Source organism: Pseudomonas sp. W3I7 (genome assembly GCF_030816095.1).
Lineage (GTDB): Bacteria > Pseudomonadota > Gammaproteobacteria > Pseudomonadales > Pseudomonadaceae > Aquipseudomonas > Aquipseudomonas salomonii.
The window spans coordinates 4,583,256-4,608,473 of sequence record NZ_JAUSXP010000001.1; the positions used below are offsets into that span (position 1 = coordinate 4,583,256).

At 60.8% G+C, this 25,218-nt stretch carries 26 protein-coding genes; 12 read left to right on the plus strand and 14 right to left on the minus strand.

All coding sequences use genetic code 11. From position 1 onward, the window contains the following. Position 1: 1 nt before the first annotated feature. The gene (gene bamC / locus QF043_RS21195; RefSeq protein ID WP_305458568.1) at positions 2–1,117 is read right to left on the minus strand and encodes an outer membrane protein assembly factor BamC; all 1,116 of its coding nucleotides are present in this window, start codon (positions 1,115–1,117) and stop codon (positions 2–4) included. Positions 1,118–1,134: 17 nt separating this feature from the next. Continuing rightward, a complete protein-coding gene (dapA, locus tag QF043_RS21200; RefSeq protein ID WP_017137337.1) occupies positions 1,135–2,013 on the minus strand; it encodes a 4-hydroxy-tetrahydrodipicolinate synthase in 879 nt (292 codons plus the stop codon). A 273-nt stretch (positions 2,014–2,286) separates the two neighbouring features. On the opposite strand from dapA, the gene QF043_RS21205 reads away from it, so the two are divergent. Next, positions 2,287–2,847 carry a glycine cleavage system protein R gene (locus QF043_RS21205; RefSeq protein ID WP_017137336.1) on the plus strand — a complete coding sequence of 187 codons (561 nt, stop codon included), beginning with the start codon at positions 2,287–2,289 and terminating at the stop codon, positions 2,845–2,847. A gap of 10 nt (positions 2,848–2,857) precedes the next feature. Next, on the plus strand, positions 2,858–3,331 hold the full coding sequence (locus tag QF043_RS21210; protein WP_017137335.1) for a peroxiredoxin: 474 nt from the start codon (positions 2,858–2,860) through the stop codon (positions 3,329–3,331). A 130-nt stretch (positions 3,332–3,461) separates the two neighbouring features. On the opposite strand, the gene QF043_RS21215 is transcribed toward QF043_RS21210, so the two are convergent. Then, entirely contained in the window at positions 3,462–4,532 is a 1,071-nt protein-coding gene (locus QF043_RS21215; protein WP_017137334.1) for an AI-2E family transporter, read from the minus strand. Positions 4,533–4,562: 30 nt separating this feature from the next. Further along, positions 4,563–4,802, minus strand: coding sequence for a sulfurtransferase TusA family protein (locus QF043_RS21220; RefSeq protein WP_010212198.1), 240 nt, complete (start codon positions 4,800–4,802; stop codon positions 4,563–4,565). Between the two features lie 95 nt (positions 4,803–4,897). Here QF043_RS21220 and QF043_RS21225 point away from each other — a divergent pair, with 95 nt between their 5' ends. Further along, positions 4,898–6,331: a M48 family metalloprotease gene (locus QF043_RS21225; protein ID WP_307420067.1), complete on the plus strand. Its 1,434-nt coding sequence runs from the start codon at positions 4,898–4,900 to the stop codon at positions 6,329–6,331. Positions 6,332–6,398: 67 nt separating this feature from the next. Here the strand turns inward: QF043_RS21225 and QF043_RS21230 are convergent, their stop codons facing one another. The 4 genes from QF043_RS21230 to rpoE form a co-directional block, all read right to left on the minus strand. Beyond that, complete coding sequence (locus tag QF043_RS21230) at positions 6,399–7,838, minus strand: DegQ family serine endoprotease (RefSeq protein WP_065929115.1); 1,440 nt, start codon at positions 7,836–7,838, stop codon at positions 6,399–6,401. A 234-nt stretch (positions 7,839–8,072) separates the two neighbouring features. Beyond that, positions 8,073–9,032 carry a MucB/RseB C-terminal domain-containing protein gene (locus QF043_RS21235; protein WP_307420068.1) on the minus strand — a complete coding sequence of 320 codons (960 nt, stop codon included), beginning with the start codon at positions 9,030–9,032 and terminating at the stop codon, positions 8,073–8,075. Positions 9,033–9,048: 16 nt separating this feature from the next. Next, positions 9,049–9,636 carry a sigma-E factor negative regulatory protein gene (locus QF043_RS21240; RefSeq protein WP_034096393.1) on the minus strand — a complete coding sequence of 196 codons (588 nt, stop codon included), beginning with the start codon at positions 9,634–9,636 and terminating at the stop codon, positions 9,049–9,051. A 32-nt stretch (positions 9,637–9,668) separates the two neighbouring features. After that, a complete protein-coding gene (gene rpoE, locus QF043_RS21245; RefSeq protein ID WP_003172477.1) occupies positions 9,669–10,250 on the minus strand; it encodes an RNA polymerase sigma factor RpoE in 582 nt (193 codons plus the stop codon). Positions 10,251–10,713: 463 nt separating this feature from the next. Here rpoE and nadB point away from each other — a divergent pair, with 463 nt between their 5' ends. Next, positions 10,714–12,330: an L-aspartate oxidase gene (nadB, locus tag QF043_RS21250; RefSeq protein WP_307420069.1), complete on the plus strand. Its 1,617-nt coding sequence runs from the start codon at positions 10,714–10,716 to the stop codon at positions 12,328–12,330. Here the strand turns inward: nadB and QF043_RS21255 are convergent. After that, the gene (locus tag QF043_RS21255) at positions 12,299–12,745 is read right to left on the minus strand and encodes a hypothetical protein (RefSeq protein WP_307420070.1); all 447 of its coding nucleotides are present in this window, start codon (positions 12,743–12,745) and stop codon (positions 12,299–12,301) included. The two genes, nadB and QF043_RS21255, sit on opposite strands and share 32 nt — an antisense overlap. Beyond that, positions 12,729–12,983, minus strand: coding sequence for a succinate dehydrogenase assembly factor 2 (locus tag QF043_RS21260; protein ID WP_305458562.1), 255 nt, complete (start codon positions 12,981–12,983; stop codon positions 12,729–12,731). Before QF043_RS21260 ends, QF043_RS21255 begins: the two co-directional genes overlap by 17 nt. Before the next feature lie 140 nt (positions 12,984–13,123). Here QF043_RS21260 and QF043_RS21265 point away from each other — a divergent pair, with 140 nt between their 5' ends. Together QF043_RS21265 and QF043_RS21270 are read left to right on the plus strand one after the other, a co-directional pair. Then, the gene (locus QF043_RS21265; protein ID WP_307420071.1) at positions 13,124–14,065 is read left to right on the plus strand and encodes a folate-binding protein YgfZ; all 942 of its coding nucleotides are present in this window, start codon (positions 13,124–13,126) and stop codon (positions 14,063–14,065) included. Positions 14,066–14,101: 36 nt separating this feature from the next. Further along, positions 14,102–14,923: an HDOD domain-containing protein gene (locus tag QF043_RS21270; protein ID WP_138816316.1), complete on the plus strand. Its 822-nt coding sequence runs from the start codon at positions 14,102–14,104 to the stop codon at positions 14,921–14,923. On the opposite strand, the gene QF043_RS21275 is transcribed toward QF043_RS21270, so the two are convergent. Continuing rightward, the gene (locus QF043_RS21275) at positions 14,924–16,309 is read right to left on the minus strand and encodes a sensor histidine kinase (RefSeq protein WP_307420072.1); all 1,386 of its coding nucleotides are present in this window, start codon (positions 16,307–16,309) and stop codon (positions 14,924–14,926) included. Next, positions 16,302–16,973: a response regulator gene (locus tag QF043_RS21280; RefSeq protein ID WP_017137322.1), complete on the minus strand. Its 672-nt coding sequence runs from the start codon at positions 16,971–16,973 to the stop codon at positions 16,302–16,304. Before QF043_RS21280 ends, QF043_RS21275 begins: the two co-directional genes overlap by 8 nt. Before the next feature lie 235 nt (positions 16,974–17,208). On the opposite strand from QF043_RS21280, the gene QF043_RS21285 reads away from it, so the two are divergent. From QF043_RS21285 to QF043_RS21305, 5 genes are read left to right on the plus strand one after another with little or no spacing between them, the layout of a single operon-like run. Further along, entirely contained in the window at positions 17,209–18,498 is a 1,290-nt protein-coding gene (locus QF043_RS21285; RefSeq protein ID WP_307420073.1) for an OprD family porin, read from the plus strand. A gap of 33 nt (positions 18,499–18,531) precedes the next feature. Beyond that, complete coding sequence (locus QF043_RS21290) at positions 18,532–19,515, plus strand: tripartite tricarboxylate transporter substrate binding protein (RefSeq protein WP_305458558.1); 984 nt, start codon at positions 18,532–18,534, stop codon at positions 19,513–19,515. 60 nt (positions 19,516–19,575) lie between these two features. Next, positions 19,576–20,034, plus strand: a complete 459-nt coding sequence (locus tag QF043_RS21295) for a tripartite tricarboxylate transporter TctB family protein (protein ID WP_307420074.1) — start codon at positions 19,576–19,578, stop codon at positions 20,032–20,034. A 1-nt stretch (position 20,035) separates the two neighbouring features. Next, positions 20,036–21,550, plus strand: a complete 1,515-nt coding sequence (locus QF043_RS21300; protein WP_307420075.1) for a tripartite tricarboxylate transporter permease — start codon at positions 20,036–20,038, stop codon at positions 21,548–21,550. Then, on the plus strand, positions 21,543–22,580 hold the full coding sequence (locus QF043_RS21305) for an AbrB family transcriptional regulator (RefSeq protein WP_307420076.1): 1,038 nt from the start codon (positions 21,543–21,545) through the stop codon (positions 22,578–22,580). The genes QF043_RS21300 and QF043_RS21305 overlap by 8 nt, the downstream gene beginning before the upstream one ends. Before the next feature lie 125 nt (positions 22,581–22,705). Here QF043_RS21305 and ung read toward each other — a convergent pair whose 3' ends face one another. Beyond that, positions 22,706–23,398: a uracil-DNA glycosylase gene (ung, locus tag QF043_RS21310; RefSeq protein ID WP_065929104.1), complete on the minus strand. Its 693-nt coding sequence runs from the start codon at positions 23,396–23,398 to the stop codon at positions 22,706–22,708. A gap of 136 nt (positions 23,399–23,534) precedes the next feature. On the opposite strand from ung, the gene QF043_RS21315 reads away from it, so the two are divergent. Then, positions 23,535–24,647, plus strand: a complete 1,113-nt coding sequence (locus tag QF043_RS21315; RefSeq protein ID WP_307420077.1) for an enoyl-CoA hydratase/isomerase family protein — start codon at positions 23,535–23,537, stop codon at positions 24,645–24,647. On the opposite strand, the gene QF043_RS21320 is transcribed toward QF043_RS21315, so the two are convergent. Continuing rightward, positions 24,644–25,006, minus strand: a complete 363-nt coding sequence (locus tag QF043_RS21320) for a hypothetical protein (RefSeq protein WP_236373973.1) — start codon at positions 25,004–25,006, stop codon at positions 24,644–24,646. The two genes, QF043_RS21315 and QF043_RS21320, sit on opposite strands and share 4 nt — an antisense overlap. Positions 25,007–25,218: the final 212 nt, after the last annotated feature.

The following is a 25,218-nucleotide window of genomic DNA, read 5'->3' on the forward strand; positions in this document are numbered from 1 at the left end:
ATCAGCCCAGGTTGTCCTGAATCACGCCCAACACTTTGCGGGCTGTTTCAGCCGGCGCAACGGTGTTGATGTTCTTCTCGACGGTCACTTGCACGCTCTCGCCCACTTTGCTCAGGCGAACCTGGTAGCGCTCGGCACGGGTTTCAACCTCTTCCTTGGTCGGCTTGCTGCCGAACAATTTGCCGAAGAACCCTGGCTCGTCATCTTTCTTCTCGGCTTTTTCCGCTACGTTGATGTAGTACAGGCCCAGGCTGCGGTTGATGTCTTCAACGCGCCAAGGGCCCTGTTCCAACGCGCGGCCAACACTGGCCCAGGCACGGTCGAGGTCTTCACCCAGGGTGAGTACCACGTTGCCGCTGCCGTCTTCGGTGAGGCTGACGCGGTTAGGCGTGTCGAAGTTGCCGGCGGCGAGCAGGGAAACCGAACCGCCCTTCTCGGAGATACGGCTCATGCTGGCCAGCATCTCGTCGACCAACGCGGCGTCAACGCCCATGTTGACCGAGCGCGGGGTGAAATCGACGTTGGCAGTACTGCCGGCAGGACGCTCGGCGCTGACCACGTAGACTTCACTGGTATTACGTTGCACGCCTGGCTCGATGCGCACACGCACACGGGCTTCGCTGTCGGGTGCTACACCGCTCGCCTGCAGGCGCTTGGCCATGCTGGCGGACAGTTCGCTGCCGTGTTGCCAGGCAGTGGTGAACTCACCGGTCTGCGGGCGCTGTTGGTCAATGCTGAAACCGTTGTCCTGGAAGAACTGCACCGCCACTGGCCAGACTTCAGCCGGAGGGCGCTGAGCCATGATCCAGCGGTTGTCGCCGCTCTTTTGCAGGCTGTAGTCGCTGGTGTCCGCCACGGCCGAGATCGGCTGCGGCCGTGGCACCACGTACTCACCCTTGGTGGTGTCGTCGGCGACGTTGCGCGGAATCGGCAGCAACGGGTCAAGGCGCTTGGCGACGTTGACGTCCGGCGGCAGTTGCATCGGTTTGGTTGCTTGTGCTTCCAGGTAATCGCTGCCGCGGTCACGGAAGTAGCCTTCCGGGCCCCATACCCAACCGCAGCCACTGGTGCTGGAGATAATCAAGGCAAGTGCGGAAAGTCCGGCCAATCGCTTCATGCGTAGTGCTTCCTCAATTAAACCAGGACGCCGGACTGGCGCAGGGCCTGTCGCAGCGGTTCGTGACAGGCTTCGCTGAGCCGGGTGAGCGGCAGACGGATACCGTCCGGCATCAAGCCCATCTCAAACAGCGCCCATTTCACGGGAATAGGGTTGGATTCGATAAACAACGTTTTGTTGAGCGGCATCAGTTGCTCGTGGATCGCACGGGCTTTTACGGCGTCACCGGCGATAGCGGCGGCGCACATGTCGCTCATGGCGCGCGGCGCGACGTTGGCGGTCACCGAGATGTTGCCTTTGCCGCCCAGCAGGATCAGTTCCACCGCCGTTGCGTCGTCACCGGAATACACCAGGAAGTCGCTGCTCACGCCGGCCAGGATGTCCTTGGCGCGCTGCAGGTCGCCGGTGGCTTCCTTGATGCCGATGATGTTCGGCACGGTGGACAGGCGGATCACGGTCTCGGCCTTCATGTCGCAGGCCGTGCGGCCAGGAACGTTGTAGAGGATCTGCGGGATGTCGACGGCTTCGGCAATAGCCTTGAAATGCTGGTACAAGCCTTCCTGGGTCGGCTTGTTGTAGTACGGGGTTACCAGCAGGCAGGCATCGGCGCCGGCTTTTTTGGCGTTCTTGGTCAGCTCGATCGCTTCACGCGTCGAGTTGGCACCCGTGCCGGCGATTACGGCAATGCGGCCCGCCACGCGCTTGACCACGAATTCGATGACTTGGATGTGTTCTTCCACATCAAGGGTGGCCGATTCACCTGTGGTGCCGACCGCCACGATGGCGTTGGTGCCTTCTTGCAGGTGGAAGTCCACCAGTTTGCCAAGGCTGTCCCAGTCGAGATGACCTTGTGCATCCATGGGTGTGACCAGTGCCACCATACTGCCCGCAATCATGCAACCGCTCCTGCCGGAAAAAGAGAGCCGTAATGGTACTGGCGCCAAGATGCTTGTACAAGCGAAGTACCGCCTGAGGATGCGTTCTGGGGCAACTAAACGACAGGCAATGCCATCATTGGGCCAAAGCGCGGCTTGAAGCACGCTGAAATCAGACCGATCGCGTAATGAAAACGCCACCTCCTAGCCCTTGGCGATGGTTTTCGCTACCCTTCATCCTTTGATCGATACGGCCCACACGGTATCGACCGCTCATCGCTTTAGGAAGGCTGCATGTCCACCCCCACAGTTCGCGAACAATTCCTTGTTATCAGTGCCCTCGGCGCCAACCCCATGGAGCTGACCAACGTCCTGTGCCGCGCCAGCCATGAGAACCGCTGCGCCGTCGTGACCTCCCGCCTCACCCGCCACGGCGAGTGCAGCGCGTTGGTGCTGCAGATCTCCGGCAGCTGGGACGCCCTGGCGCGCCTCGAAACCGGCCTGCCGGGCCTGGCCAAGAAGCACAACTTCACCGTCAACGTGGTGCGCAGCGCCGCGCTGGAAAACCGCCCGCAGGCCCTGCCTTACGTGGCGTATGTCAGCTCGGCCTACCGTTCGGACATCGTCAATGAGCTGTGTCAGTTTTTCATCGACCACAACGTCGAGCTGGAAAACCTGACGTGCGACACCTACCAGGCCCCGCAAACCGGCGGCACCATGCTCAACGCCACGTTCACCGTAACCTTGCCGGCCGGCGTGCAGATCAGTTGGCTGCGTGACCAGTTCCTGGATTTCGCCGATGCCCTGAACCTCGACGCGCTGATCGAGCCATGGCGCCCACAGAACCCAATGTAAGGAAGTACCTATGCCGGTAGCCATCGACAAACCCGTGGCCGATTTCGAAGCCCAGGCCACCAGCGGCCAGACGTTCAGCCTCGCTGCCCTCAAGGGCAAGCAAGTGGTGATCTACTTCTACCCGAAGGACAGCACCCCGGGTTGCACCACCGAAGGCCAGGGTTTTCGTGACCAGTACGCCGCGTTCAAGGCCGCCAACACCGAAGTGTTTGGCCTGTCGCGAGACAGTGTGAAATCCCACGAAAACTTCAAGGCCAAGCAGGAGTTCCCCTTCGAGCTGATCAGCGACAAGGACGAGGCGGTTTGCCAGCTGTTTGATGTGATCAAGCTGAAGAAGCTATATGGCAAGGAATACCTGGGCGTGGACCGCAGCACGTTCCTGATCGACAAGGATGGCGTGCTGCGTCAGGAATGGCGTGGTGTGAAAGTGCCGGGCCATGTGGATGCGGTGCTGGCGGCGGCGCAGGCATTGAATAAAGCTTGACCCCTGCTGTGGCGAGCGAGCTTGTTGTGGCGAGCGAGCTTGCTCGCGCTGGAGTGCGAAGCGCTCCCGCTTTCAGGGGCCGCTACGCGACCCAGCGGGAGCAAGCTCCCTCGCCACAATAAGGTTGCTGTTACAAAAGCGGCGCCACCACCGGCTCTTGCCGCGGCCACGCATCCAGCACGGCCTTGAACAGCGTCGCCAGCGGGATCGCAAAAAACACCCCCCAAAACCCCCACAGCCCTCCAAACAACAGCACCGCGCAGATAATCGCCACCGGGTGCAGGTTGACCGCCTCCGAGAACAGCAGCGGCACCAATACGTTGCCGTCCAGGGTCTGGATAATCCCGTACACCGCCATCAGGTAGATGAACTGATCGCTCCAGCCCCATTGGAACAACGCGATCAACATCACCGGCACGGTCACCACCACCGCGCCCACATACGGCACCACCACCGACACGCCCACCAGCAAGGCCAGCAGCGCCGCGTAGTTCAGCCCGAGCGCGACAAAAGCGATGTAGGTGACGCCGCCACAAATCACAATCTCAATGACTTTGCCGCGAATATAGTTGGCAATCTGCCGGTTCATTTCTTCGGCCACCCGGGTGATCAGCGCCCGTTCACGCGGCAGATAGCCGCTGACCCAGCGGCCGATCATTGCGCGGTCCTTGAGAAAGAAGAACACCAGAATCGGCACCAGCACCAGGTAGATCATGATGTTGACCAGGAGCGGCAGGCTGGACAGGGAAAAAGTCAGCGCCCATTGTCCGAATTTTCCGATTTCGCCGCGCGCCACTTCAATGGCCTGCAACACCTGCTCATCCGACACCAGGTGCGGATAACGCTCCGGCAACAGCAGCAACAGCGATTGCCATTTGGCGAGCATGCCCGGCAACTCGTTGAACAAGGTGATCAACTGATGCCACAGCAATGGCAGCACCACGACGATAAACACCACCAACAGCCCCATGAACAGGGCAAACACCAGCCCTACCGCCACACCGCCGGGCAAACGCAGACGCTCCAGGGTAGTGACCAAACCTTGCATCAGGTACGCCAGCACCATGCCCGCCAGTACCGGCGCGAGCATGCCGCCCAAGGTGAGCACGGCGGTAAAGGCCAGGAACAGCAGGACGGCCAGCACCACCGCTTCTTCATCGGAAAAATAGCGCTGAATCCAGTCTCGTAACACTTTGAACATCAATCAACCTCGGGTGGTGGGGCGAACAGTTCAGGCCTTGCGCAACCAGTAACGGTACACACCGGCAGCGTCTTCTTCGTGCAGCAGCGTATGCCCGGCCAGCTTGGCAAAGGTGCGGAAATCGCGCTGGGAGCCTGCGTCCGTGGCGATCACCTTGAGCACGGCACCACTGGCCAAGCGGTTGAGTTCCAGCTTGGCCTTGAGCAGAGGCAGCGGGCAATTGAGGCCACTGGCATCGAGTTCGGCGTCAAAGGCTACAGCGTCGGTCATCGGTTTGCTCCAGGCATGCGTTTGGGGTGCTTAGAATATCTGGTCCGAAGCTCAGTGTCCGGCTACAGTAAGCTCTTTGTCGAAAGGCTTTGTGCATGACTTTTTTGCGCCCTACCCTGCTGACGCTGGCTTGCCTGCTGGCCTCCCCGGCCTTCGCTGACGACCTGCCGTCACTCGGCGACGCCAGTTCTGCCATTGTCTCGCCGCAACAGGAATTCCAACTGGGCCGCGCATGGCTGGCCTACCTGCGTGGCCAGGTCTCGCAGCTCAATGACCCGCAGCTCAAGGATTACGTCGAAACCAGCGTGTACAAGCTGGTGGAGACCAGCCAGGTGAATGACCGGCGCCTGGAATTCATCCTTATCGACAGCCCGCAACTCAACGCCTTTGCCGCACCCGGCGGGATTGTCGGGGTAAACGGCGGCCTGTTCCTGAATGCCCAGACCGAAGGCGAATATGCCTCGGTACTCGCTCACGAATTGGCTCACTTGTCCCAACGCCACTTTGCGCGAGGTGTGGAAGCGCAGTCGCGGATGCAGATCCCGATGATGGCCGCTCTGCTCGGCGGCATTATCGCGGCGGCGGCGGGTGCGGGCGATGCCGGCATTGCCGCGATTGCGGGCAGCCAGGCGGCAGCTATCCAGGAGCAGCGCAGGTTCTCGCGCCAGAACGAACAAGAGGCTGACCGTATCGGCATCCTCAATCTGGAAAAAGCCGGTTACGACCCACGCTCCATGCCGACCATGTTCGAACGCCTGATGCGCCAATACCGTTTCGATGCCAAGCCACAGGAATTTTTGCTGACTCACCCGGTGACCGAATCGCGGATCGCCGACACCCGCAACCGTGCCGAGCAAGCCAAGCAGGGCGGCAAGGAAGACAGCTTGCGCTACCAGTTGATTCGCGCACGGGTGCAGTTGCAATACGAAGACACGCCGGGGTTGGCCGCCAAGCGCTTCCAGGCGCAATTGGACGAGAACCCGAAAAACGATATAGCGCGTTATGGCCTGGCCATCGCGCAGATCAAGGGTACCCAGTTCAAAGAGGCACGGGAAAGCTTGCAGCCACTGCTGGCCAAGGCGCCCAACGACATTACTTACAACCTGGCGCAGATCGAGCTGGATATCGACAGCAACCATCTGCCGGATGCCCAGCAACGTACTGATCGGATGCTGGCCCAGTACCCCGGCAGCTATCCACTGAATCAGATACGCATCGATGTGCTGCTCAAGCAGAGTCGTAATGCCGAAGCTGAAAAGGCGTTGGACGGGTTGCTCAAGTCGCGTCCCGATGATCCGGATGTGTGGTACCAGGTGGCAGAGACTCGCGGCCTGTCCGGCAACATCATTGGTCTGCATCAGGCGCGCGCCGAGTACTTTGCTTTGGTGGGTGACTTCAAGCAGGCCATTCAGCAACTGGACTTTGCCAAGCGTCGGGCCGGCAACAACTTCCCGCTGTCCTCGCGCATCGACGCGCGCCAGCGTGAGCTGATCGAACAGGAACGCCTGGTGAAAGGGATGATGAGCTAAAGCCATCGCCCACAAAAAAGCCCCGCTTTCGTTAACCGAAAGCGGGGCTTTTTATTGAGCTAGCGGATTACTCGGCCAGCTTGAAGGTGATGAAGCTTGCACGGCCCTGACGCAGCACGCGCATCGACACCGAGCGATTCTTCGGCAACGCTTTGGCGATGTCGGTGAATTCCTTGGTGGAGTTGATCGCCTGGTTGTTCAGGTGGGTGATCACGTCGCCCGGCTGCAGGCCGATCAGGGCAGCTGGGCCGTCCTGGACTTCTTTGATCACAACACCGCTCTTGAGGTCGAAGCTCTTCTTCTGCTCGTCGGTCAATTCAACCACGGCAATGCCCAAGCGATTGCTGCTGCGTTCAGCGCCTGGTTTGGCGTTGCCCAGCGCATCCAGGGTTGCACCCTCTTCCGGGATCGCGCCGACGGTCAGTTCAACGGTCTGGCGCTTGCCGTCACGAATCACTTCCAGCTTGGCTTTGCTGCCGGCTTTCAGAGCGCCTACCAGATGCGGCAGGTCGGCGGACATGATGATCGGCTGGCCATTCATGCTCAGGATCACGTCGCCCACTTGCAGGCCGCCTTTGGCAGCCGGGCCGTCGTCCTGGATCTGCGCGACCAGGGCACCGGCCGGCTTGTCGAGGCCGAACGATTCAGCCAGATCTTTGTTCACTTCCTGGATCACCACACCCAACCAGCCACGGCTGACCTTGCCACCACTTTTGAGCTGGTTGGAAACGTCCATGGCCACGTCGATCGGGATGGCAAAGGACACGCCCATGAAGCCACCGGAACGGGTGTAGATCTGCGAGTTGATCCCCACCACTTCGCCCGCCAGGTTGAACAGCGGACCACCGGAGTTACCCGGGTTGATTGGCACGTCGGTCTGGATAAACGGTACGTAGTTTTCGTTTGGCAGGCTGCGGCCGATGGCGCTGACGATGCCCTGGGTCACGGTATGGTCGAAGCCGAACGGCGAACCGATCGCAACCACCCACTGCCCGGCTTTAAGGTCCTGGGATTTACCCAGTTTCAGTACGGGCAGGTCTTTGCCTTCGATTTTCAGCAAAGCCACGTCGGAACGCGGGTCGGTGCCCACCAGCTTGGCTTTCAACTCACTGCGGTCGGCCAGGCGCACGAGAATTTCGTCAGCGTCGGCAATCACATGATTGTTAGTGAGGATGTAACCGTCAGGCGAAATAATGAAGCCCGAGCCCAGGGACTGCGCCTCGCGCTGACCGCCACCGCCGCCACGCGGGGAGCGTTGTTGCGGCATACCGCGCTCGAAGAACTCGCGCAGCATGGGCGGCAGGCCTTCCAGGTCAGGCATCTGCTGGTTCGAGACTTTGCGATCGGGCAGCTTCTGCGTGGTACTGATGTTCACCACGGCAGGCGAGGCCTGCTCCACCAGTTGGGTGAAGTCAGGCAGCTCGACCGCTTGCGCGGACACTGCCTGACCCAGCACCAATACCGTGGCGACTAGGGTTAGGTAAGACTTCAAACGTGGTATCGACATACAGCTCCCGTTACGACGAGCAGGGTTGAGCGACAGGGTTCAAGAAACGCCGAAAACTTCGACCGGCATTTTTGTTCCGCGAACAAATTAAGGTCAGAGCCGACAAGCTCTGACCTATAAAAAACATGGGGATTTTTTGCAAGTGAAAATACTGATCCAGAAATTTCATGCTCTCAGCCCCCAACCACCCAAAGGCTCACATTGAAAGGTCAGGATGAACATAGGATTAACGACTCACGGCTTGGCGGCGGTCTTTTCGCCGCGCACCGACAGCGCGATGCGTTCGGCAGTGCCGATGGGAATTTCGCCGACAACCGTCACCATGACTTCGCCATCGACCGTGTTCAGTCGACGCGACACGGCGACCGTTGGGCCAAGCTGCGTGCGTGTTTCGCTCACACTCGCACCGTCGGTGGACTCAAGAAACACTGAGAAACGTGCAAGCCCGTCGTCATACATCAGACTGTCGACGGTGGCATGGGTCTGAGTATCTTTTCGCGAGACGCTGCTGGTGAGCTGAAAGCCTGGAGGTAACCAGTCCAGATGCCATGCGTGGGTGGCGGGCACTTCGGGTGCTTTGGTGCTGGAAACAGCCACAGGTGAGCAGTCGCTGCTGGGCTGTAAGTCACGATCCGACGGCGCAGCCGAGGTGTTCAGTCGAGTGAACTGAAAGCGCTCCAGCAACTGGCCCTGCTCATTGAGTAACAGGGACTTCAGCGGCAGCGCGGTTTCACGATCCAGGTGCAACTCAAAGCCATATCGGTATTGATCACGGGGAGTAATCGACACAATCACCGCATTTCGACCGGCCACGCGAGATTTGCCAATGACGGCCAGTTCGTAGAATTGAGTTAGTTTTTGCGGATCCAGAGCGCGCGAAGGCGCATCAGGCGAGTTGCCAAGGCCGGCAACCAAGGTACCACTGACACATTGCGTACGACCATCTACCCGCACGAGTTCCTGGGCAGAGCCATCGAGCTGCAACAGCCGCTCACGGACGTGACCGTCCTGGACGCGATGCCAGATGTCATGGGTAGAAAAGTTGCCGTTACGCTCGTAGACGAACGTACCTGCAAAGCTTTGCTGCTGCTCTGCACGCCCAAGTCGAGTCAGCCAGTCTTGGGCTTCGTCGGCATGGGCGGATAGTGCAAAACAACCACTGAGCAAAAGCGTAAGGAGCGGTATGGCGCGCATAGGGCCCCTTAGCGGTTTAGCGGTTTTCCAGGCTGGCTGCACGAGCGTATGGCAGAGCGCTTTCAGTGCCTTTCAAGGCCGATTCCTGAGCGTGTTGGCGCAGGTAGCCTGGAAGACGCTGGTCCTGCCAGCCGGATTGCCCTTGAAGTACGCCGTTGGCCATAGGGCCAGTGGCATCAGAGCTTTCCTTGTAGCCGGCCAGTACCGCTGGGCCTTTGACTTGCGGACCGGCCATGACCGGTTGCTGAGTCTGCTGGGCCAGTTCGGCACCGGCGATTTCGTCCTGGTTGTAAAGGCGAACACCGGCCAACACGGCAACAGTCACCGAGGCTGCTACTGCCAAGCGACCCAGGCTACGCCATGGACCACGAGCAGCTTTTGCCGGAACGGCTTCATCGGCCAACGCGGCAGAAACGGCCGCAGCAATATCCAGACGAGGGATTAGTAGATCCTTGTGCATCACCGCCCGAGCGACTTGGTAACGAGACCAGGTATCACGGGTTTCGGCATCATCAAATGCATTGAGCACCCGACGAAGTTCCAGTTCATCCGCTTCGTTATCCATCACTGCGGACAGCGATTCCTGCAGGGCATCACGACTCATGGCGGTTCCTCTCTTGGCTGTCGCCGCTGTCTTTAGTTTTCCTGCAACAACGGTTGCAAGGCTTTGTCGATGGCTTCCCGGGCCCGGAAAATCCGTGACCTTACAGTCCCCACCGGACATTGCATGACGCTCGCAATGTCTTCGTAACTGAGACCATCGAATTCACGTAAAGTTAACGCCGTACGCAAATCTTCTGGCAGTTGCTGAATAGTGCGATGAACGGTGCCCTCGATCTCGTCGCGCAGCAAAGCACGTTCCGGCGACTCGAGATCTTTGAGGCCGTGATCACCATCGTAAAATTCTGCATCTTCTGAACTTACATCACTGTCCGGTGGGCGGCGGCCGCGAGACACCAGATAGTTCTTCGCCGTGTTAATGGCGATGCGGTAGAGCCACGTATAAAACGCACTATCACCGCGAAAATTGCCAAGTGCACGGTACGCCTTGATAAAGGCTTCCTGTGCAACGTCCTGCGCTTCATGGGTGTCGTGCACAAACCGCACGATCAACCCGAGAATTTTGTGCTGGTATTTCAGCACTAGCAGATCAAATGCTCGCTTGTCGCCGCGTTGAACGCGCTCGACCAGCTGCTGATCCTCTTCCTGGGTTAGCATGAACACTCCTCGTTGTACTCGAAGGAGGCTTGCATAACTAAACGATCAGGCTTGCAAACATAGACTAGGACTTTTCGCAAAAGTTCTCCCCCTCCAAGCAAGTTTCCGGCATGCACTGATTTGGCACACACGAAAAACGCAGCGCGGGCTAGGCCGGCTGCGCGAATAATCTTGTCGCCGGTTTTCTGACGCGTCCAATGCTCCCGACGGGCCAATAAACTCAACGTTTTCCCAGCTTTCGGGCAACCTGCTATTGAGTAGGGGCTCATGCAAAAAGTTCCCATCTCAATAGCCGGCCCATATGACCTCAGCTGTGCACCGTAATTTCACATTGCCACGAATGCCCGGCTATTGTGCCGCTCCCCCCCTCTATATACTAGTGGCCCGTGTGACCCTTTGATTCGCCGATCCAGGCGTCCTGTTTGCGCCAGCCCTTTGGATCGCTTTTTGCGGAATCCTTCAAATGAGCCAACAGTTTCAACACGATGTCCTGGTGATCGGTAGCGGTGCGGCCGGCTTGAGCCTGGCACTCACGCTCCCCAGCCACCTGCGCATTGCGGTCCTGAGCAAGGGCGACCTGGCCAATGGCTCGACATTCTGGGCCCAGGGCGGTGTCGCGGCGGTACTGGACGACACCGATACCGTGCAATCCCACGTCGAAGACACCCTTAACGCCGGCGGCGGCCTGTGCAACGAAGACGCGGTGCGCTTCACCGTTGAGCATAGCCGCGAAGCCATCCAATGGCTGATCGACCAGGGCGTGCCGTTCACCCGCGACGAACACGCCGGCAGCGATGACGGCGGATTCGAATTTCACCTGACCCGCGAGGGCGGCCACAGCCATCGCCGCATCATCCACGCCGCCGACGCCACCGGCGCCGCCATCTTCAGGACATTGCTCGAACAAGCCCGCCAACGCCCCAATATCGAACTGCTGGAGCAACGCGTCGCCGTCGACCTGATTACCGAAAAGCGCCTGGGCCTGGACGGCGAACGCTGCCTCGGCGCCTATGTGCTCAACCGCACCAGTGGCGAAGTCGACACCTACGGCGCACGCTTCACCATTCTGGCCTCAGGCGGTGCCGCCAAGGTCTACCTCTATACCAGCAACCCCGACGGCGCCTGCGGTGACGGCATCGCCATGGCCTGGCGTTCGGGCTGCCGGGTGGCCAACCTGGAATTCAACCAGTTCCACCCCACCTGCCTGTATCACCCGCAAGCCAAGAGTTTCCTCATCACCGAAGCCCTGCGCGGTGAAGGTGCGCATCTGAAACTGCCCAACGGCGAGCGCTTCATGCAGCGCTTCGACCCGCGTGCCGAACTGGCGCCACGGGATATCGTGGCCCGCGCCATCGACCACGAAATGAAGCGCCTGGGCATCGACTGCGTGTACCTGGACATCAGCCACAAACCCGAAGCCTTCATCAAGACCCACTTTCCCACCGTCTACGAACGTTGCCTGGCATTCAACATCGACATCACCAAAGGCCCGATTCCGGTGGTGCCGGCTGCGCACTACACCTGCGGCGGCGTGATGGTCGACCAAAACGGTCGCACTGACGTGCCCGGCCTGTATGCGATCGGCGAAACCAGCTTTACCGGCCTGCACGGTGCCAACCGCATGGCCAGCAACTCGCTGCTTGAATGCTTCGTCTATGCCCGCTCAGCGGCTGCCGACATCCTTGAGCAACTGCCCCGCATCCCCGTGCCCGCCGCCCTGCCGCGCTGGGACGCCAGCCAAGTGACCGATTCCGATGAAGACGTGATCATCGCCCACAACTGGGACGAGCTGCGCCGCTTCATGTGGGACTACGTGGGGATTGTGCGCACCAATAAGCGCCTGGCGCGGGCTCAGCATCGCGTGCGCTTGCTGCTGGACGAGATCGACGAGTTCTACAGCAACTATAAAGTCAGCCGCGACCTGATCGAGTTGCGCAACCTGGCCCAGGTTGCCGAATTGATGATCCGCTCAGCCATGGAGCGCAAGGAAAGCCGCGGCCTGCATTACACCCTCGACTACCCGCAAATGCTGCCCGAAGCCCGCGACACTATTCTGGTGCCAGCCACCTACGGCGACTGAACTTCAGGCGTACCCGCAGGCGCCGGTGCACATCGGCGACCTGCGAATCCATCGGTACGCAAACTGAACGCACCCACCACTGGCCCGGCACCCGGTAGCGCAGCACCACGATCAGCGGCAGCGCCAGGCTGTCCGGGCGCAACTGCACGCTGTGCCAGCCACGCGCGGCACTGAACAACTGCCAGCCATCTTCATCGCGGCGCAGGCCACGAATCGACGAACGGTGAGTCAGCAGGATATGACGCGGCAATACCCAGGCGGCATGCGCCAGGCATAACAGAGTGCCAAGGCTTGCGAAGGGCAAATCAATCATCAACAAGGCACCCAGCGCGAACAGCTGGGCAAGCAGGTACGCCGCCAGCAACAGCCGTGAGGCCTGCCAGCGGCATTCGAAGCGATTACTTGGGCTGGACACGATCCAGAATCATCCGAACCATGCGCTGCAGCTCCGGATCGTCAGATTCGGCGCGCTCCATGAACCAGCCAAACATGTCCTGATCTTCACACTCCAGCAGCCGCACGTAGAGGTCGCGGTCTACCTTATCCAGCGTCGCATACACTTCTTTAGTGAACGGCACCAGCAACACATCCAGCTCCAGCATGCCACGGCGGCTGTGCCAGTAGAGGCGGTTGATTTCTACTTCTTCGACCATGGACTGCTCCTCAAATAGCGCGCAAGTATACAGGCCCGACGGCAGCGGAACACTCGGCTTTGGTCGCCCCATACGGAAACTATCCATTTGCCGGGCGCCCCTCTATGATGCACCCATGACTTTTTGACCTGCGAAGACCCATGGCCGACTCTGCATTTTTCTGCCCCCTGACACACGAAGGCGTCCTCGCCGTCCGCGGCTCTGACGCTGCCAAGTTCCTGCAAGGGCAACTGACCTGCAACCTCAATTACCTGAGCAACACCCAGGCCAGCCTCGGCGCGCGTTGTACGCAAAAAGGCCGCATGCAGTCGAGTTTTCGCATTCTGCTGCAAGGTGACGGCGTATTGCTGGCAATGGCCACCGAGCTGCTCGAACCGCAACTGGCAGACCTGAAGAAATACGCGGTGTTCTCCAAATCCAAACTCACCGACGAAAGCGCTGCCTGGGCACGCTTTGGCCTGTCGAATGCGGATCAAACCCTGGCCACCTTCGGCCTTGAGCTGCCGGCCGACACCGACAGCGTGGTGCGCACCGACACATTGATTGCCATTCGTGTCTCTGCGAACCGCGCCGAACTCTGGGTGCCGGCCGAGCACGCCGAAACAGTAGGCCAACAATTGGCCAGCCAACTGCAACAAGCTGACTTGAATGCCTGGCTGCTGGGCCAGATCCGCGCCGGCATCGGGCAAGTCATGCCGCAGACCCGCGAGCTGTTCATCCCGCAGATGCTCAACCTGCAAGCCGTTGGCGCCGTCAGCTTCAAAAAAGGCTGCTACACCGGCCAGGAAATCGTCGCGCGCATGCAGTACCTGGGCAAACTCAAGCGTCGCCTGTATCGCCTGAACCTTGATGCGGCGCAGTTGCCCGAGCCAGGCACTCCGCTGTTCTCGCCCAACCATAACAGCGCGATCGGCGAAGTCGTCATCGCGGCAAAAGCTGACCAATCAATTGAACTTCTGGCCGTGCTGCAAGCCGAAGCTGCCGACAGCGGCGATGTGCACGTAGGCAGCCTGGAAGGCCCGGGCCTCAACGTGCTCGACTTGCCGTACCAACTGGATCGCGATAAAGAGATCCAGCGTTAATCGCCGTACCTTTTTGCAACACCCTAGAGAGCATGAATGAACAAGCTGGCGGAAAAAGTCCAACAGGCTTTGGTGACGGCCATCGACAACGATGACCTGGTTCTGCCGACATTACCGGAAGTGGCCTTGAACATTCGTCAGGCCGCCGAAGACCCGGATATCAGCATCAGCCACTTGAGCAAAGTGATCGGTCGCGATACCGCGCTGTCGGCGCGCCTGATTAAAGTGGTCAACAGCCCGCTGCTGCGTGCCACCCAGGAAGTCACCGACCTGCATACCGCCATCACGCGGCTGGGCACCAACTACAGCAGCAACCTGGCCATCGGCCTGGTCATGGAACAGATCTTCCACGCCCGCTCCGAAGTCGTCGAACTGAAAATGCGCGAAGTGTGGCGCCGCAGCCTGGAAGTGGCAGGCGTGAGTTATGCCCTGTGCCGCAACCATAGCCAACTCAAGCCAGACCAGGCGGCCCTCGGCGGGCTGGTGCATCAGATTGGCGTGTTGCCGATCCTCACCTACGCCGAAGACCATTACGAGCTGTTGGCCGACCCGGTCAGCCTCAACCATGTGATCGACAGCATCCACCCATTACTGGGCGACAAACTGCTGGGTGTGTGGGATTTCCCGGAAATGCTGGCCAAGCTGCCGGGGCAGTACCTGGACCTGGAGCGCGACTCCCCACGCCTGGATTACATCGACGTGGTGCAAATCGCCGCACTGTATTGCCACCGCGGCACCGCGCATCCATTGGCCAACGTAGACGTTACCAGCCTGCCGGCGCTGAAGAAACTGCGCATCGACCCCTACAGCGAGACGCTGCGTGCGGAGCTGGATGAAGCGCGCTCGATGTTCTATTGACTACCCCGCGATAAAACTCACCCGCACCTTCAACCCCGCCAACTCACCATCGTGCAGGCTGATCTGGGCCAAGTGCGCGCGGCAGATCTCGCCGACAATCGCCAGCCCCAAGCCTGAACCCATGCCCTGCTGGCTGCGGCGGTAGAAACGTTCGAAGACCCGGTCCCGCTCATCCAGCGGGATGCCTGGGCCGTCATCTTCAACTTCCAGGATCCCCGGCGCGGTCACCCGCAGAATCACGTTGCCGCCCGATGGGGTGTGGGCCAGAGCGTTATCCACCAGATTGCTCAACAGCTCATTCAACAAGGTCGGCTCACCGCGCAGCCACACCGGTTCGTCCGCTTCCAACGCCAGGGCCACACCCCGCGCGTGGGCCAGCGGCGCCATGGCCATGCCCAGTTCCCGCGCCAGCTGGCTGAGGTCAAGCAATTGCGCACCGCCCTCGGCAATCGCCCGGGCGCCGTTTTCGATGCGTGCCAGGGATAACAGTTGGTTGGCCAAATGGGTCAGACGGTCGGTACCTTGGGCGGCGGTTTCCAAGGTGCTGCGCCAGGTCGCCGGGTCGCTGCTGCGCAAGCCCAGCTCAAGCCGGGCCTTGAGCGCCGCCAGCGGAGTGCGCAGTTCGTGGGCGGCGTCGGCAATAAACTGCGCCTGGCGCTCGAACTGGCCGCGCAGGCGCTCGGTGAAGTGATTGAGCGAGCGCACCAACGGGCCGAACTCGTGTTGCACCTCCACCAGCGGCAGCGGCCGCAAATCATCGGGCTGGCGCTCTTCCACGGCGGTGCGCAGGCGTTCCAGCGGGCGCAGCGCCGCACTCACGGCAAACCACACCAGCAACAACGCACCGACCGCCAGCATGCCCAGGCGCAGCAAAGTGTCGGCCATCAGGCTGCGGGCCATGCTTTCGCGAGCTTCGTCGGTTTCGGCCACGCGAATTTCCGCCATGCCGTTCATGTTCGGCTCCGACACCGCCTTGAGCAAGCTGACCACCCGCACATGCTGGCCCTGATACATGGCGTTGTAGAAGCGCGCCAACGCCGGGTAATCATCGGTGCGCGGCGTGCCCGGCGGTGGGCCTGGAAGGTTTTCGTAGCCGGAGATCAATTTTCGGTCGATGTCATTGACCTGATAATAGATCCGCCCGGCACTGTCGTAGGCGAACGTGTCCAGCGCTACATACGGCACGTTGGCGCTCAAGGTGCCGTCCACCTGAGTCAACCCGGCGGCGATGGTGCGCGCTGAGGCCAGCAAGGTGCGGTCATAGGCGGTATCGGCGGCTTCGCGGCCATTCCAGTAAGCACTCATGCCGCTGGCGAGCATCAGCACCACCAGCAACAGCGCCAGGTTCCACAATAGCCGCCAGCGCAGGCTGCTGGGCTTATGCATCGCGGGCTTCCAGCAGGTAGCCAAGGCCACGGAAGGTCACGATGGCGATGGGCTGGCCGTCGAGCTTCTTGCGCAAGCGGTGCACGTAGATTTCAATCGCGTCGGGGCTGGCTTCCTCGTCCAGGCCGAACACTTGGGAGGCCAGTTGCTCCTTGCTCATCACGCGGCCGGGCCGGGCGATCAGCGCCTCAAGCACCGCCTGCTCGCGGGAGGTCAGTGTCATCAGCTCGCCGCCCACGGTGAAACGCCGGGTATCCAGATCGTAGACCAGCACGCCGCACGCCTGCTGACGCTCGCCGCCCAGCACGCTACGGCGCAGCAGCGCCTTGACCCGCGCTTCCAACTCGGTCAACTCAAAGGGCTTGGCCAGGTAGTCATCAGCGCCCAGGTTCAGGCCATGCACACGGTCTTTTACATCACTGCGCGCCGTCAACATCAACACGGGCAGATTTTTCCCACGCGCCCGCAGACGCGCCAACACCTCAAAACCGTCCATGCGCGGCAGCCCTACATCGAGGATCACCACCGCGTATTCCTCGCTGCTCAGGGCCAGGTCCGCGGCCACGCCATCGTGCAACACGTCGACGGTCAAACCCGTGCTCTTGAGCGCTTGGGCAACACTTTCGGCGAGTTGCAGATGGTCTTCAACTAAGAGGACGCGCATGGATTTTCACCTCGTTCGGGCATGGTCGACGCCACGCTTTGGCGGGCAGTTTACAGGCGCCGCCTGCCCTGTGAAGCCCGAAAACATTGAAAGACAACTGAAAGGTTAGTGAAAGCTTCGCCCTTTAGCATCCAGCCACGGTGGGTAATGCCCGCCGAGCTACCTGATCCGTAGCGCTCGAAAAACGCCTTGAAGCGTTTTCGCCAAAATAAGAACAATAACGGAGTACATAACGATGCTGTCGACCCAGCCCCAGGCTTGCCCGCCTGTGCGTTTTTCCCGTCTTGCCAAGACCGCCCTTGCCAGTGCCACCACCCTTGCCGGTTTTTCGCCGCTTAGCCAGGCTGCCTTCTTCGAAGACAGTAGCGCTACGCTGGAAACTCGCAACATGTACTTCAACCGCGACTTTCGCGACGGCACCAGCGCACAACAATCCAAGCGCGACGAATGGGCCCAGGGCTTCATGCTCAATCTGCAATCAGGCTACACCGACGGCACCGTCGGCTTTGGCGTGGACGCGCTGGGCATGCTTGGGGTCAAGCTCGACTCCAGCCCCGACCGCACAGGCTCTGGCTTGCTGCCCACCGATAACGGCCGCGCTGTCGACGACTACTCCAAACTCGGCCTGACCGGCAAAGTGAAGATCTCCGCCACCGAACTCAAGATCGGCGCGCTGATCCCCGAACTGCCGATCCTCAAGCCCAACGACGGCCGCATCCTGCCGCAGACCTTCAACGGTGGCCTGCTGACCTCCAAAGAATTCAAAAACCTGGTGTTTACCGGCGGCCGCCTGGATAAAGCCAAAGACCGCGATTCCACCGACTACGAAGAAATCGCCCTCAACAACAAGAACAGCCGTTTCGTCAGCGGCGCTACCGGCAAGCACTTCAACTTCGGCGGCGTGGACTACAAGTTCGCCGACAAGATCACCGGCAGCTACCACTTCGCCCAACTCGATGACGTGTACCGCCAGCACTTCCTCGGCCTGGTCGCCTCGCGCCCACTCGGCCCCGGCACCTTCGGCACCGACCTGCGCGTGGCCATCAGTGATGACACGGGCGCGGCCCATGGCGGCAAGATCGACAACACATCCCTCAACGGCCTGTTCAGCTATGCCCTCAATGGCCATAAGCTCAGCGCCGGTTACCAGCACATGTCCGGCGACAGCGCCTTTCCCTATGTGGATGGCGCCGACCCGTACCTGGTCAACTTCGTACAGATCAACGACTTTGCCGGCGCCGAAGAACGCTCCTGGCAAGCGCGCTACGACTACGACTTCGCCAAGCTGGGTATTCCCGGCCTGAGCTTCATGAGCCGTTACCTGTCGGGTGACAACATCAAGCTCAAGAACGGCGAGACCGGCAAGGAGTGGGAACGCAACAGCGAGATCCGCTACATCGTGCAAAGCGGCACGTTCAAGGATGTCGCGTTGCGCCTGCGTAACGCCACGTATCGCTCCAACTACTCGGCCCGTGATGCGGATGAAGTGCGCGTGCTGGTGAGTTACAGCCTGGCCCTTTGGTAGTCGTACCCCATAACAACAAAGACGGAGTTAAACATGACCTATTCACTGCGTAAATTGGCCCTCGCCGCCGGCTGCATGCTGTTCGCCGGCCAACTGCTGGCCGCTGATGAACCCAAGCGCCCGGAATGCATCGCCCCGGCCTCCCCCGGCGGTGGTTTTGACCTGACCTGCAAACTGGCGCAAAGCGCGTTGGTCAACGAGAAGCTGCTGAGCAAACCGATGCGCGTCACCTACATGCCCGGCGGCGTGGGCGCGGTGGCCTATAACGCGGTGGTAGCACAGCGCCCAGCGGACGGCGGCACATTGGTGGCCTGGTCCAGCGGTTCGCTGTTGAACCTGGCCCAGGGCAAGTTCGGCCGTTTTGATGAAAGCGCCGTGCGTTGGCTGGCAGCGGTCGGCACCAGCTACGGTGCCATCGCGGTAAAAAGCGATTCGCCCTACAAGACCCTCGACGATCTCGTCAAAGCCCTGAAGAAAGATCCGGGCAGCGTGGTAATCGGTTCCGGTGGCACGGTTGGCAGCCAGGACTGGATGCAAACCGCCCTGATTGCCAAGGCCGCCGGAATCAACCCTCGCGAGCTGCGTTATGTCGCCCTCGAAGGCGGCGGTGAAATCGCCACCGCCCTGCTCGGTGGCCACATCCAGGTGGGCAGTACCGACATCTCCGACTCCATGCCGCACATCCTCAGCGGTGACATGCGCCTGCTCGCCGTATTCGCTGAAGAGCGCCTGGACGAGCCGGAAATGAAGAATATTCCGACTGCCAAAGAGCAAGGCTACGACATCGTCTGGCCAGTGGTCCGCGGTTTCTACCTCGGGCCAAAAGTCAGCGATGCCGACTACGCCTGGTGGAAAGAAGCATTTGACAAACTGCTGGCCTCCGAAGAGTTCGCCAAGCTGCGTGACCAGCGCGAGCTGTTCCCGTTCGCCATGACAGGACCTGCGCTGGACACCTACGTGAAGAAACAGGTGGCGGACTATAAAGTGCTGGCCAAAGAGTTCGGCCTGATCCAGTAATCGCCCCTCTTTTGCGCGGCCGCGCCCTCTTTAACGGGCGGCGCGGCCCAGGAGTTCCACATGCTCTTACAACGCATTTTCGCCTCGGTGATGCTGCTGGTCTGCGCCGGCCTGGCACTGATGGCCTGGCCATATCAAGCGGCGTTTTCCTACGAGCCGGTCGGCCCACGTGCCTACCCGCTGCTGATGCTTGGCCTGATGAGCCTGGGCCTGATCTACATGATCTTTCGCCCACAGCCGACCAAGCACACTGAAGAAGAACCGGCGCTGGACCGCGAAACCCTGATCAAGATCAGCCTTTGCGTCGCGCTGCTGATCGTCTTCGCCGGCACTTTCGAGCCCTTGGGTTTCATCCTCAGCAGCATGCTGATCGGCATTCCAATGGCACGCCTGTACGGCGGCCGCTGGTTGCCCAGCGTCGTGATCGTCACCCTCATGGCTATCGGCCTGTACCTGCTGTTCGACAAGGCCATGGATGTACCGCTGCCCCTCGGCCTACTTGAAGTTCTGGAGAACTGATATGGATACGTTCAGCTATTTGGGCCAGGGCTTCGGCGTTGCACTGACCCCTTACAACCTGGTGACCGCGCTGTGCGGCACCTTGATCGGCACCGTGGTCGGCCTGTTGCCGGGCCTGGGCCCGATCAACGGCGTGGCCTTGTTGATCCCCATCGCGTTCGCCTTGGGCCTGCCGCCGGAATCGGCGCTGATCCTGCTCGCGGCCGTGTACCTGGGCTGCGAATACGGCGGCCGTATCAGCTCGATCCTGCTCAACATCCCGGGCGAAGCGTCTACCGTAATGACCACCCTCGACGGCTACCCGATGGCCCGCAAAGGCCTGGCCGGTGTGGCGTTGTCGCTGTCGGCATGGAGTTCGTTCATCGGCGCGTTTATCGCCACCTGCGGCATGGTGTTGTTTGCGCCGTTGCTGGCCAAATGGGCAATCGCCTTCGGCCCGGCGGAATATTTCGTACTGATGGTGTTCGCAATTGTCTGTCTGGGCGGCATGGCCGGTGACAAACCGCTGAAGACGTTTGTTGCGGCGCTGATCGGTCTTTTCCTGTCTGCCGTCGGCATCGATGCCAACAGCGGCGTGTACCGTTTTACCGGCGACAACATTCACCTCACCGACGGCATCCAGTTTGTGGTGTTGGTACTGGGCCTGTTCTCCATCAGCGAAATCCTGCTGCTGCTGGAAAAAACCCACCGTGGCCAGGAAGCGGTAAAAGCCACCGGGCGGATGATGTTCAACCTCAAGGAAGCCGGTGCGGTCTTTGTCGTTAACATCCGCTGCGGCCTGCTCGGTTTCATCATGGGTGTGCTGCCGGGAGCCGGTGCAACCCTCGCTTCGGCCGTCGCCTATATGACCGAGAAACGCCTGGCCGGTGCCAGCGGCAAATTCGGCCAGGGCGATATGCGCGGCCTTGCGGCGCCGGAAACCGCCATCGGTGCATCCGCCTGCGGCGCCCTGGTGCCAATGCTCACCCTCGGCGTACCCGGTTCGGGCACCACGGCGGTGATGATCGGCGCGCTGTCGCTGTACAACATCACCCCTGGCCCACTGCTGTTCCAACAGCAACCGGACATCGTCTGGGGCCTGATCGCGTCGTTGTTTATCGCCAACATCATGCTGGTGATACTCAACATCCCGATGATCCGCATCTTCACGCGCATCCTCGCCGTGCCGAACTGGGCGCTGGTGCCGGTCATCGCCATCATCACCGCCATCGGTGTGTACGCGGTTCACGCCACCACCTTCGACCTGTTCCTGATGGTCGGTATCGGCATCTTCGGCTACATCCTGCGCAAGCTCGACTTCCCGCTGTCGCCGGTGCTGCTGGGCTTTATCCTCGGTGGCCTGATGGAGCAGAACCTGCGCCGCGCGCTGTCGATCTCCAACGGCGCGCTGGAGATCCTCTGGTCCAGCCCGATCACCTTTGGCGTATGGGTACTGACCGCACTGATGCTGATGTTCCCGCTGGTGCGCATCTACCGTAAACGTGCACAACAGCGTCGCGCCCTGGCCGATGTCTGAGGTCACCTTTAAACACTGGTGGGCAACACCGCTGGTCGGCCTGGCCGGCGGTTACCTGGCCAGCCTCGTCGGCTGGCCTTTGCCGTACATGGTCGGCTCGTTGCTGGCGATCATCCTGGTGCGCTGCCTTACCCCTTGGCAATTGGCCGAGATTCCCGGCGGGCGCAAATGCGGCCAATGGGTGGTGGGCATCGGCATCGGGCTGCACTTTACCCCGGTGGTGATCGAGCAGGTGATGAGCCACTTCGGCCTGATTTTTTTCGGTGCGTTGATCACCAGCCTGTCGAGCGTGGTCGGCGTGTGGTTGATGCGCCGCAGCGGTGAGGACCGCGCCACCGCGTTCTTCTCCAGCATGCCGGGCGGTTCCGGTGAGATGGTCAACCTCGGCGCCCGCAATGGCGCAGTGCTCAGCCGTGTCGCAGCGGGGCAGAGTCTGCGGGTGCTGGTGGTGGTGCTGTGTGTGCCGGCGATCTTCAAGTATTTGCTCGAAGGCGGCACGCCGCAGTTTCACCCGGCCCCCGTGAGCTGGGGCTGGCTGGCGCTGCTGTTCCCGCTCGGTGCGCTGGTGGCTTGGGGCTGGCAGCGTTTGCATCAGCCCAACCCGTGGCTGTTCGGGCCACTGTTGGTCAGCGCGACGGCCAGCGTTGTCTGGGACTTGCATTACGGCCTGCCGGACGGCGGCAGCCAGATCGGTCAATGGCTGATCGGCAGCGGCCTGGGCTGCCACTTCAACCGGCAGTTCTTCCGCCGTGCGCCGTCGTTCATGGGCCGTACCTTAATCGGCACCGCCCTGACCATGGCACTTGCGACATTGGCAGCGGTGGGCTTGAGCGCGCTGACGCAGCTGGATTTGCGTTCACTCACCCTGGGCATGATGCCAGGCGGCATTGCCGAAATGAGCCTCACCGCAGAGACTTTGCAGCTGTCGGTGCCGCTGGTAACGGCGATGCAAGTCATGCGTTTGTTGTTTGTGCTGTTTCTGGCGGAACCGTTGTTCAGGCACTGGAACCGCCTGCCGGAAAAAATCTGAGCCTAGCGCAGTTCAAAATGTGGGAGCGGGCTTGCTCGCGAAAGCGGTGTGTCAGTCGATACATTCAGTGACTGGCACTCCCTCTTCGCGAGCAAGCCCGCTCCCACATTTGAATGTGTTTGGCCTTAAATTGGCGGCAACCGCCACTCAATCGGCGTCTCGCCATTCTGCTCAAGAAACTTGTTGGTACGGCTGAAGTGCCCACACCCCAAAAACCCGCGATACGCCGACAACGGCGATGGGTGCACGGATGTCAGCACCAGGTGCTTGGTCGCATCCACCAGCTTTTGCTTGCCCTGCGCATGAGCGCCCCACAACAGGAACACCAGGTGCGGCTGGTGCTCGCTGACCACTTCGATCACACGATCGGTAAAGAACTGCCAGCCCTTGCCCGCATGGGCATTGGCGTTCGCGCGCTCCACGGTCATGGTGGTGTTGAGCATCAGCACGCCCTGGTCGGCCCAGCTTTGCAGGCAGCCGTGGTTGGGAATGTCGATGTTCAGGTCGCGCTTGAGCTCTTTATAAATGTTGACCAGCGACGGCGGCGTCGGCACGCCCGGTTGTACCGAGAAGCACAGGCCATGGGCCTGGCCGGGGCCGTGGTACGGGTCCTGGCCCAGAATCACCACCTTGACCTTGTCCAACGGCGTGGAGTTGAGCGCGTTGAAAATCAATGGGCCAGGCGGGTAGATCTCTTTGCCGGCGGCATGTTCCTGGCGCAGGAACTCGCGCAGTTCGGCCATGTAGGGCTTGTCGAACTCTTCCCGCAGGGCGTGTTTCCAGCTGGGTTCGAGTTTGATACGGTCGCCTTCGGTCATGGTGTGTTCATCGTGTAAAAAAAGAATGGGCGAACCCTAGGAAAGCCGACCCCGCTTGTCAATTGATCTGACACATCATCGGCACTTTCCCACGCAGCGATCATACTGATCGCTCACTGTCTCGATTGAGGTCACAATGAACCTGCACTTCGAAGAGCTGACCGGCAGCGACGGTGCCCGCCTCGGCATCGCCAGCCTGGACGCGGAAAATTCCCTCAACGCGCTGTCCCTGCCCATGATCCTGGCCCTGAGCGAACGCCTGGAAGCCTGGGCCAAAGACCCGAATATCGTGTGTGTGCTGCTGCGCGGCAATGGGCCCAAAGCCTTTTGCGCCGGTGGCGAAGTCCGCAGCCTCGCCCAGGCCTGCCGTGAGCAGCCCGGCGTCGTGCCCGCCCTGGCCGCGCAGTTCTTCGCCGCTGAGTACCGCCTCGACTACCGCCTGCACACCTACCCCAAACCGCTAATCTGCTGGGGGCACGGCTATGTGCTCGGCGGTGGCATGGGCCTGCTGCAAAGCGCTTCGGTGCGCATCGTCACACCCAGCAGCCGCCTGGCCATGCCCGAGATCAGCATCGGCTTGTACCCGGATGTGGGGGCCAGTGGGTTCCTGTCGCGGTTACCGGGCAAGCTGGGGTTATTTCTTGGCCTCACCGGCGCCCATATCAACGGCCGTGACGCGTTGGACCTGGGCCTGGCCGACCGTTTCCTGCGCGATGACCAGCAGGAAGCGTTGATAGAGGGCCTGCTGCAACTGAACTGGCAGGAACAAACCGCAATGCAGCTCAACAGCCTGCTCAAGGCGCTCGCCCAGGAAGCCGTCGACCAGCAACCCGAAGCGCAATGGCTGCCGCGCCGTGCGCAGATCGACGAATGGCTCGATGTGGGTGATGTGCGCTGTGCCTGGCGGGCCTTGAGCCCGTTACGTGAGCATGCCGACCCGCTGTTCAGCCGCGCCGGCAAAAACCTGAGTGAAGGCTGCCCACTGACCGCGCACCTGGTGTGGGAGCAGATCCAGCGGGCGCGGCACCTGTCGTTGGCCGAGGTGTTCCAGATGGAATACACCCTGAGTCTCAATTGCTGCCGTTACCCGGAGTTTGCCGAAGGCGTGCGTGCGCGCTTGATCGACAAGGACCAGACGCCCCATTGGCACTGGCCGGATATCAATAGCATTCCCGACGCCGTGGTCGATGCGCACTTTCACAAGGCTTGGGAAGGACGGCACCCGCTGGCGGATTTATCCGACATCTAACGGTGCCCCCCACCATGCCCACCGCCATGCCCACCACCACGGTTGCCGCCCTGGTTATGCCCACCACCGTTGCCCCAACGGTTACCACCGCCCCAACCCTGGTTCGGGTACGGCCGGTAACCGGGCCGTGGGTAGTAACGCGGCGCCGGCTGGTAATAACGCGGCGCCGAATAATAGCGCGGCGGCGGCGCGTAATAGCTGCGTCCGTATTGGTAGTAAGCAGGGCCGCCGTAGTAATAAGCGGGCGCCGGTGCGGTGTAGACCTCGGAGCGGTAGTAAGTGGCACCGCCATCGTAATAGGGCACACACGCAGACAGGGTCAGGCCAAATAAAGCGCTAAGCAGCAGTCGTCGATACATGGCGGCCTCCTGGACCGCTGGGGAGCACCTCCAGCGACGCTGAAGGGCGGCATTCGTCTTTCAATGAATGACGAAATATCTGACATCAAAAACCGAATCTGGTGCGCTTCTGTAACAACTTGGTACATCTGCATCCTAACCCAATGCACCCTGCGGGCCCCAACCGGCATACGCGCTCGGTGGTCAAAAAGCTGTATCGATTCAGCTATTTT

Coding starts and splice junctions, on each gene's coding strand:
- QF043_RS21320 (WP_236373973.1), bottom strand. CDS start 25,006: ATGTATCGACGACTGCTGCTTAGCGCTTTATTTGGCCTGACCCTGTCT.
- QF043_RS21295 (WP_307420074.1), top strand. CDS start 19,576: ATGCTCTTACAACGCATTTTCGCCTCGGTGATGCTGCTGGTCTGCGCC.
- QF043_RS21240 (WP_034096393.1), bottom strand. CDS start 9,636: ATGAGTCGTGATGCCCTGCAGGAATCGCTGTCCGCAGTGATGGATAAC.
- QF043_RS21290 (WP_305458558.1), top strand. CDS start 18,532: ATGACCTATTCACTGCGTAAATTGGCCCTCGCCGCCGGCTGCATGCTG.
- QF043_RS21205 (WP_017137336.1), top strand. CDS start 2,287: ATGTCCACCCCCACAGTTCGCGAACAATTCCTTGTTATCAGTGCCCTC.
- ung (WP_065929104.1), bottom strand. CDS start 23,398: ATGACCGAAGGCGACCGTATCAAACTCGAACCCAGCTGGAAACACGCC.
- QF043_RS21305 (WP_307420076.1), top strand. CDS start 21,543: ATGTCTGAGGTCACCTTTAAACACTGGTGGGCAACACCGCTGGTCGGC.
- dapA (WP_017137337.1), bottom strand. CDS start 2,013: ATGATTGCGGGCAGTATGGTGGCACTGGTCACACCCATGGATGCACAA.
- nadB (WP_307420069.1), top strand. CDS start 10,714: ATGAGCCAACAGTTTCAACACGATGTCCTGGTGATCGGTAGCGGTGCG.
- QF043_RS21280 (WP_017137322.1), bottom strand. CDS start 16,973: ATGCGCGTCCTCTTAGTTGAAGACCATCTGCAACTCGCCGAAAGTGTT.
- rpoE (WP_003172477.1), bottom strand. CDS start 10,250: ATGCTAACCCAGGAAGAGGATCAGCAGCTGGTCGAGCGCGTTCAACGC.
- QF043_RS21315 (WP_307420077.1), top strand. CDS start 23,535: ATGAACCTGCACTTCGAAGAGCTGACCGGCAGCGACGGTGCCCGCCTC.
- QF043_RS21260 (WP_305458562.1), bottom strand. CDS start 12,983: ATGGTCGAAGAAGTAGAAATCAACCGCCTCTACTGGCACAGCCGCCGT.
- QF043_RS21235 (WP_307420068.1), bottom strand. CDS start 9,032: ATGCGCGCCATACCGCTCCTTACGCTTTTGCTCAGTGGTTGTTTTGCA.
- bamC (WP_305458568.1), bottom strand. CDS start 1,117: ATGAAGCGATTGGCCGGACTTTCCGCACTTGCCTTGATTATCTCCAGC.
- QF043_RS21285 (WP_307420073.1), top strand. CDS start 17,209: ATGCTGTCGACCCAGCCCCAGGCTTGCCCGCCTGTGCGTTTTTCCCGT.
- QF043_RS21230 (WP_065929115.1), bottom strand. CDS start 7,838: ATGTCGATACCACGTTTGAAGTCTTACCTAACCCTAGTCGCCACGGTA.
- QF043_RS21265 (WP_307420071.1), top strand. CDS start 13,124: ATGGCCGACTCTGCATTTTTCTGCCCCCTGACACACGAAGGCGTCCTC.
- QF043_RS21270 (WP_138816316.1), top strand. CDS start 14,102: ATGAACAAGCTGGCGGAAAAAGTCCAACAGGCTTTGGTGACGGCCATC.
- QF043_RS21275 (WP_307420072.1), bottom strand. CDS start 16,309: ATGCATAAGCCCAGCAGCCTGCGCTGGCGGCTATTGTGGAACCTGGCG.
- QF043_RS21220 (WP_010212198.1), bottom strand. CDS start 4,802: ATGACCGACGCTGTAGCCTTTGACGCCGAACTCGATGCCAGTGGCCTC.
- QF043_RS21225 (WP_307420067.1), top strand. CDS start 4,898: ATGACTTTTTTGCGCCCTACCCTGCTGACGCTGGCTTGCCTGCTGGCC.
- QF043_RS21210 (WP_017137335.1), top strand. CDS start 2,858: ATGCCGGTAGCCATCGACAAACCCGTGGCCGATTTCGAAGCCCAGGCC.
- QF043_RS21215 (WP_017137334.1), bottom strand. CDS start 4,532: ATGTTCAAAGTGTTACGAGACTGGATTCAGCGCTATTTTTCCGATGAA.
- QF043_RS21300 (WP_307420075.1), top strand. CDS start 20,036: ATGGATACGTTCAGCTATTTGGGCCAGGGCTTCGGCGTTGCACTGACC.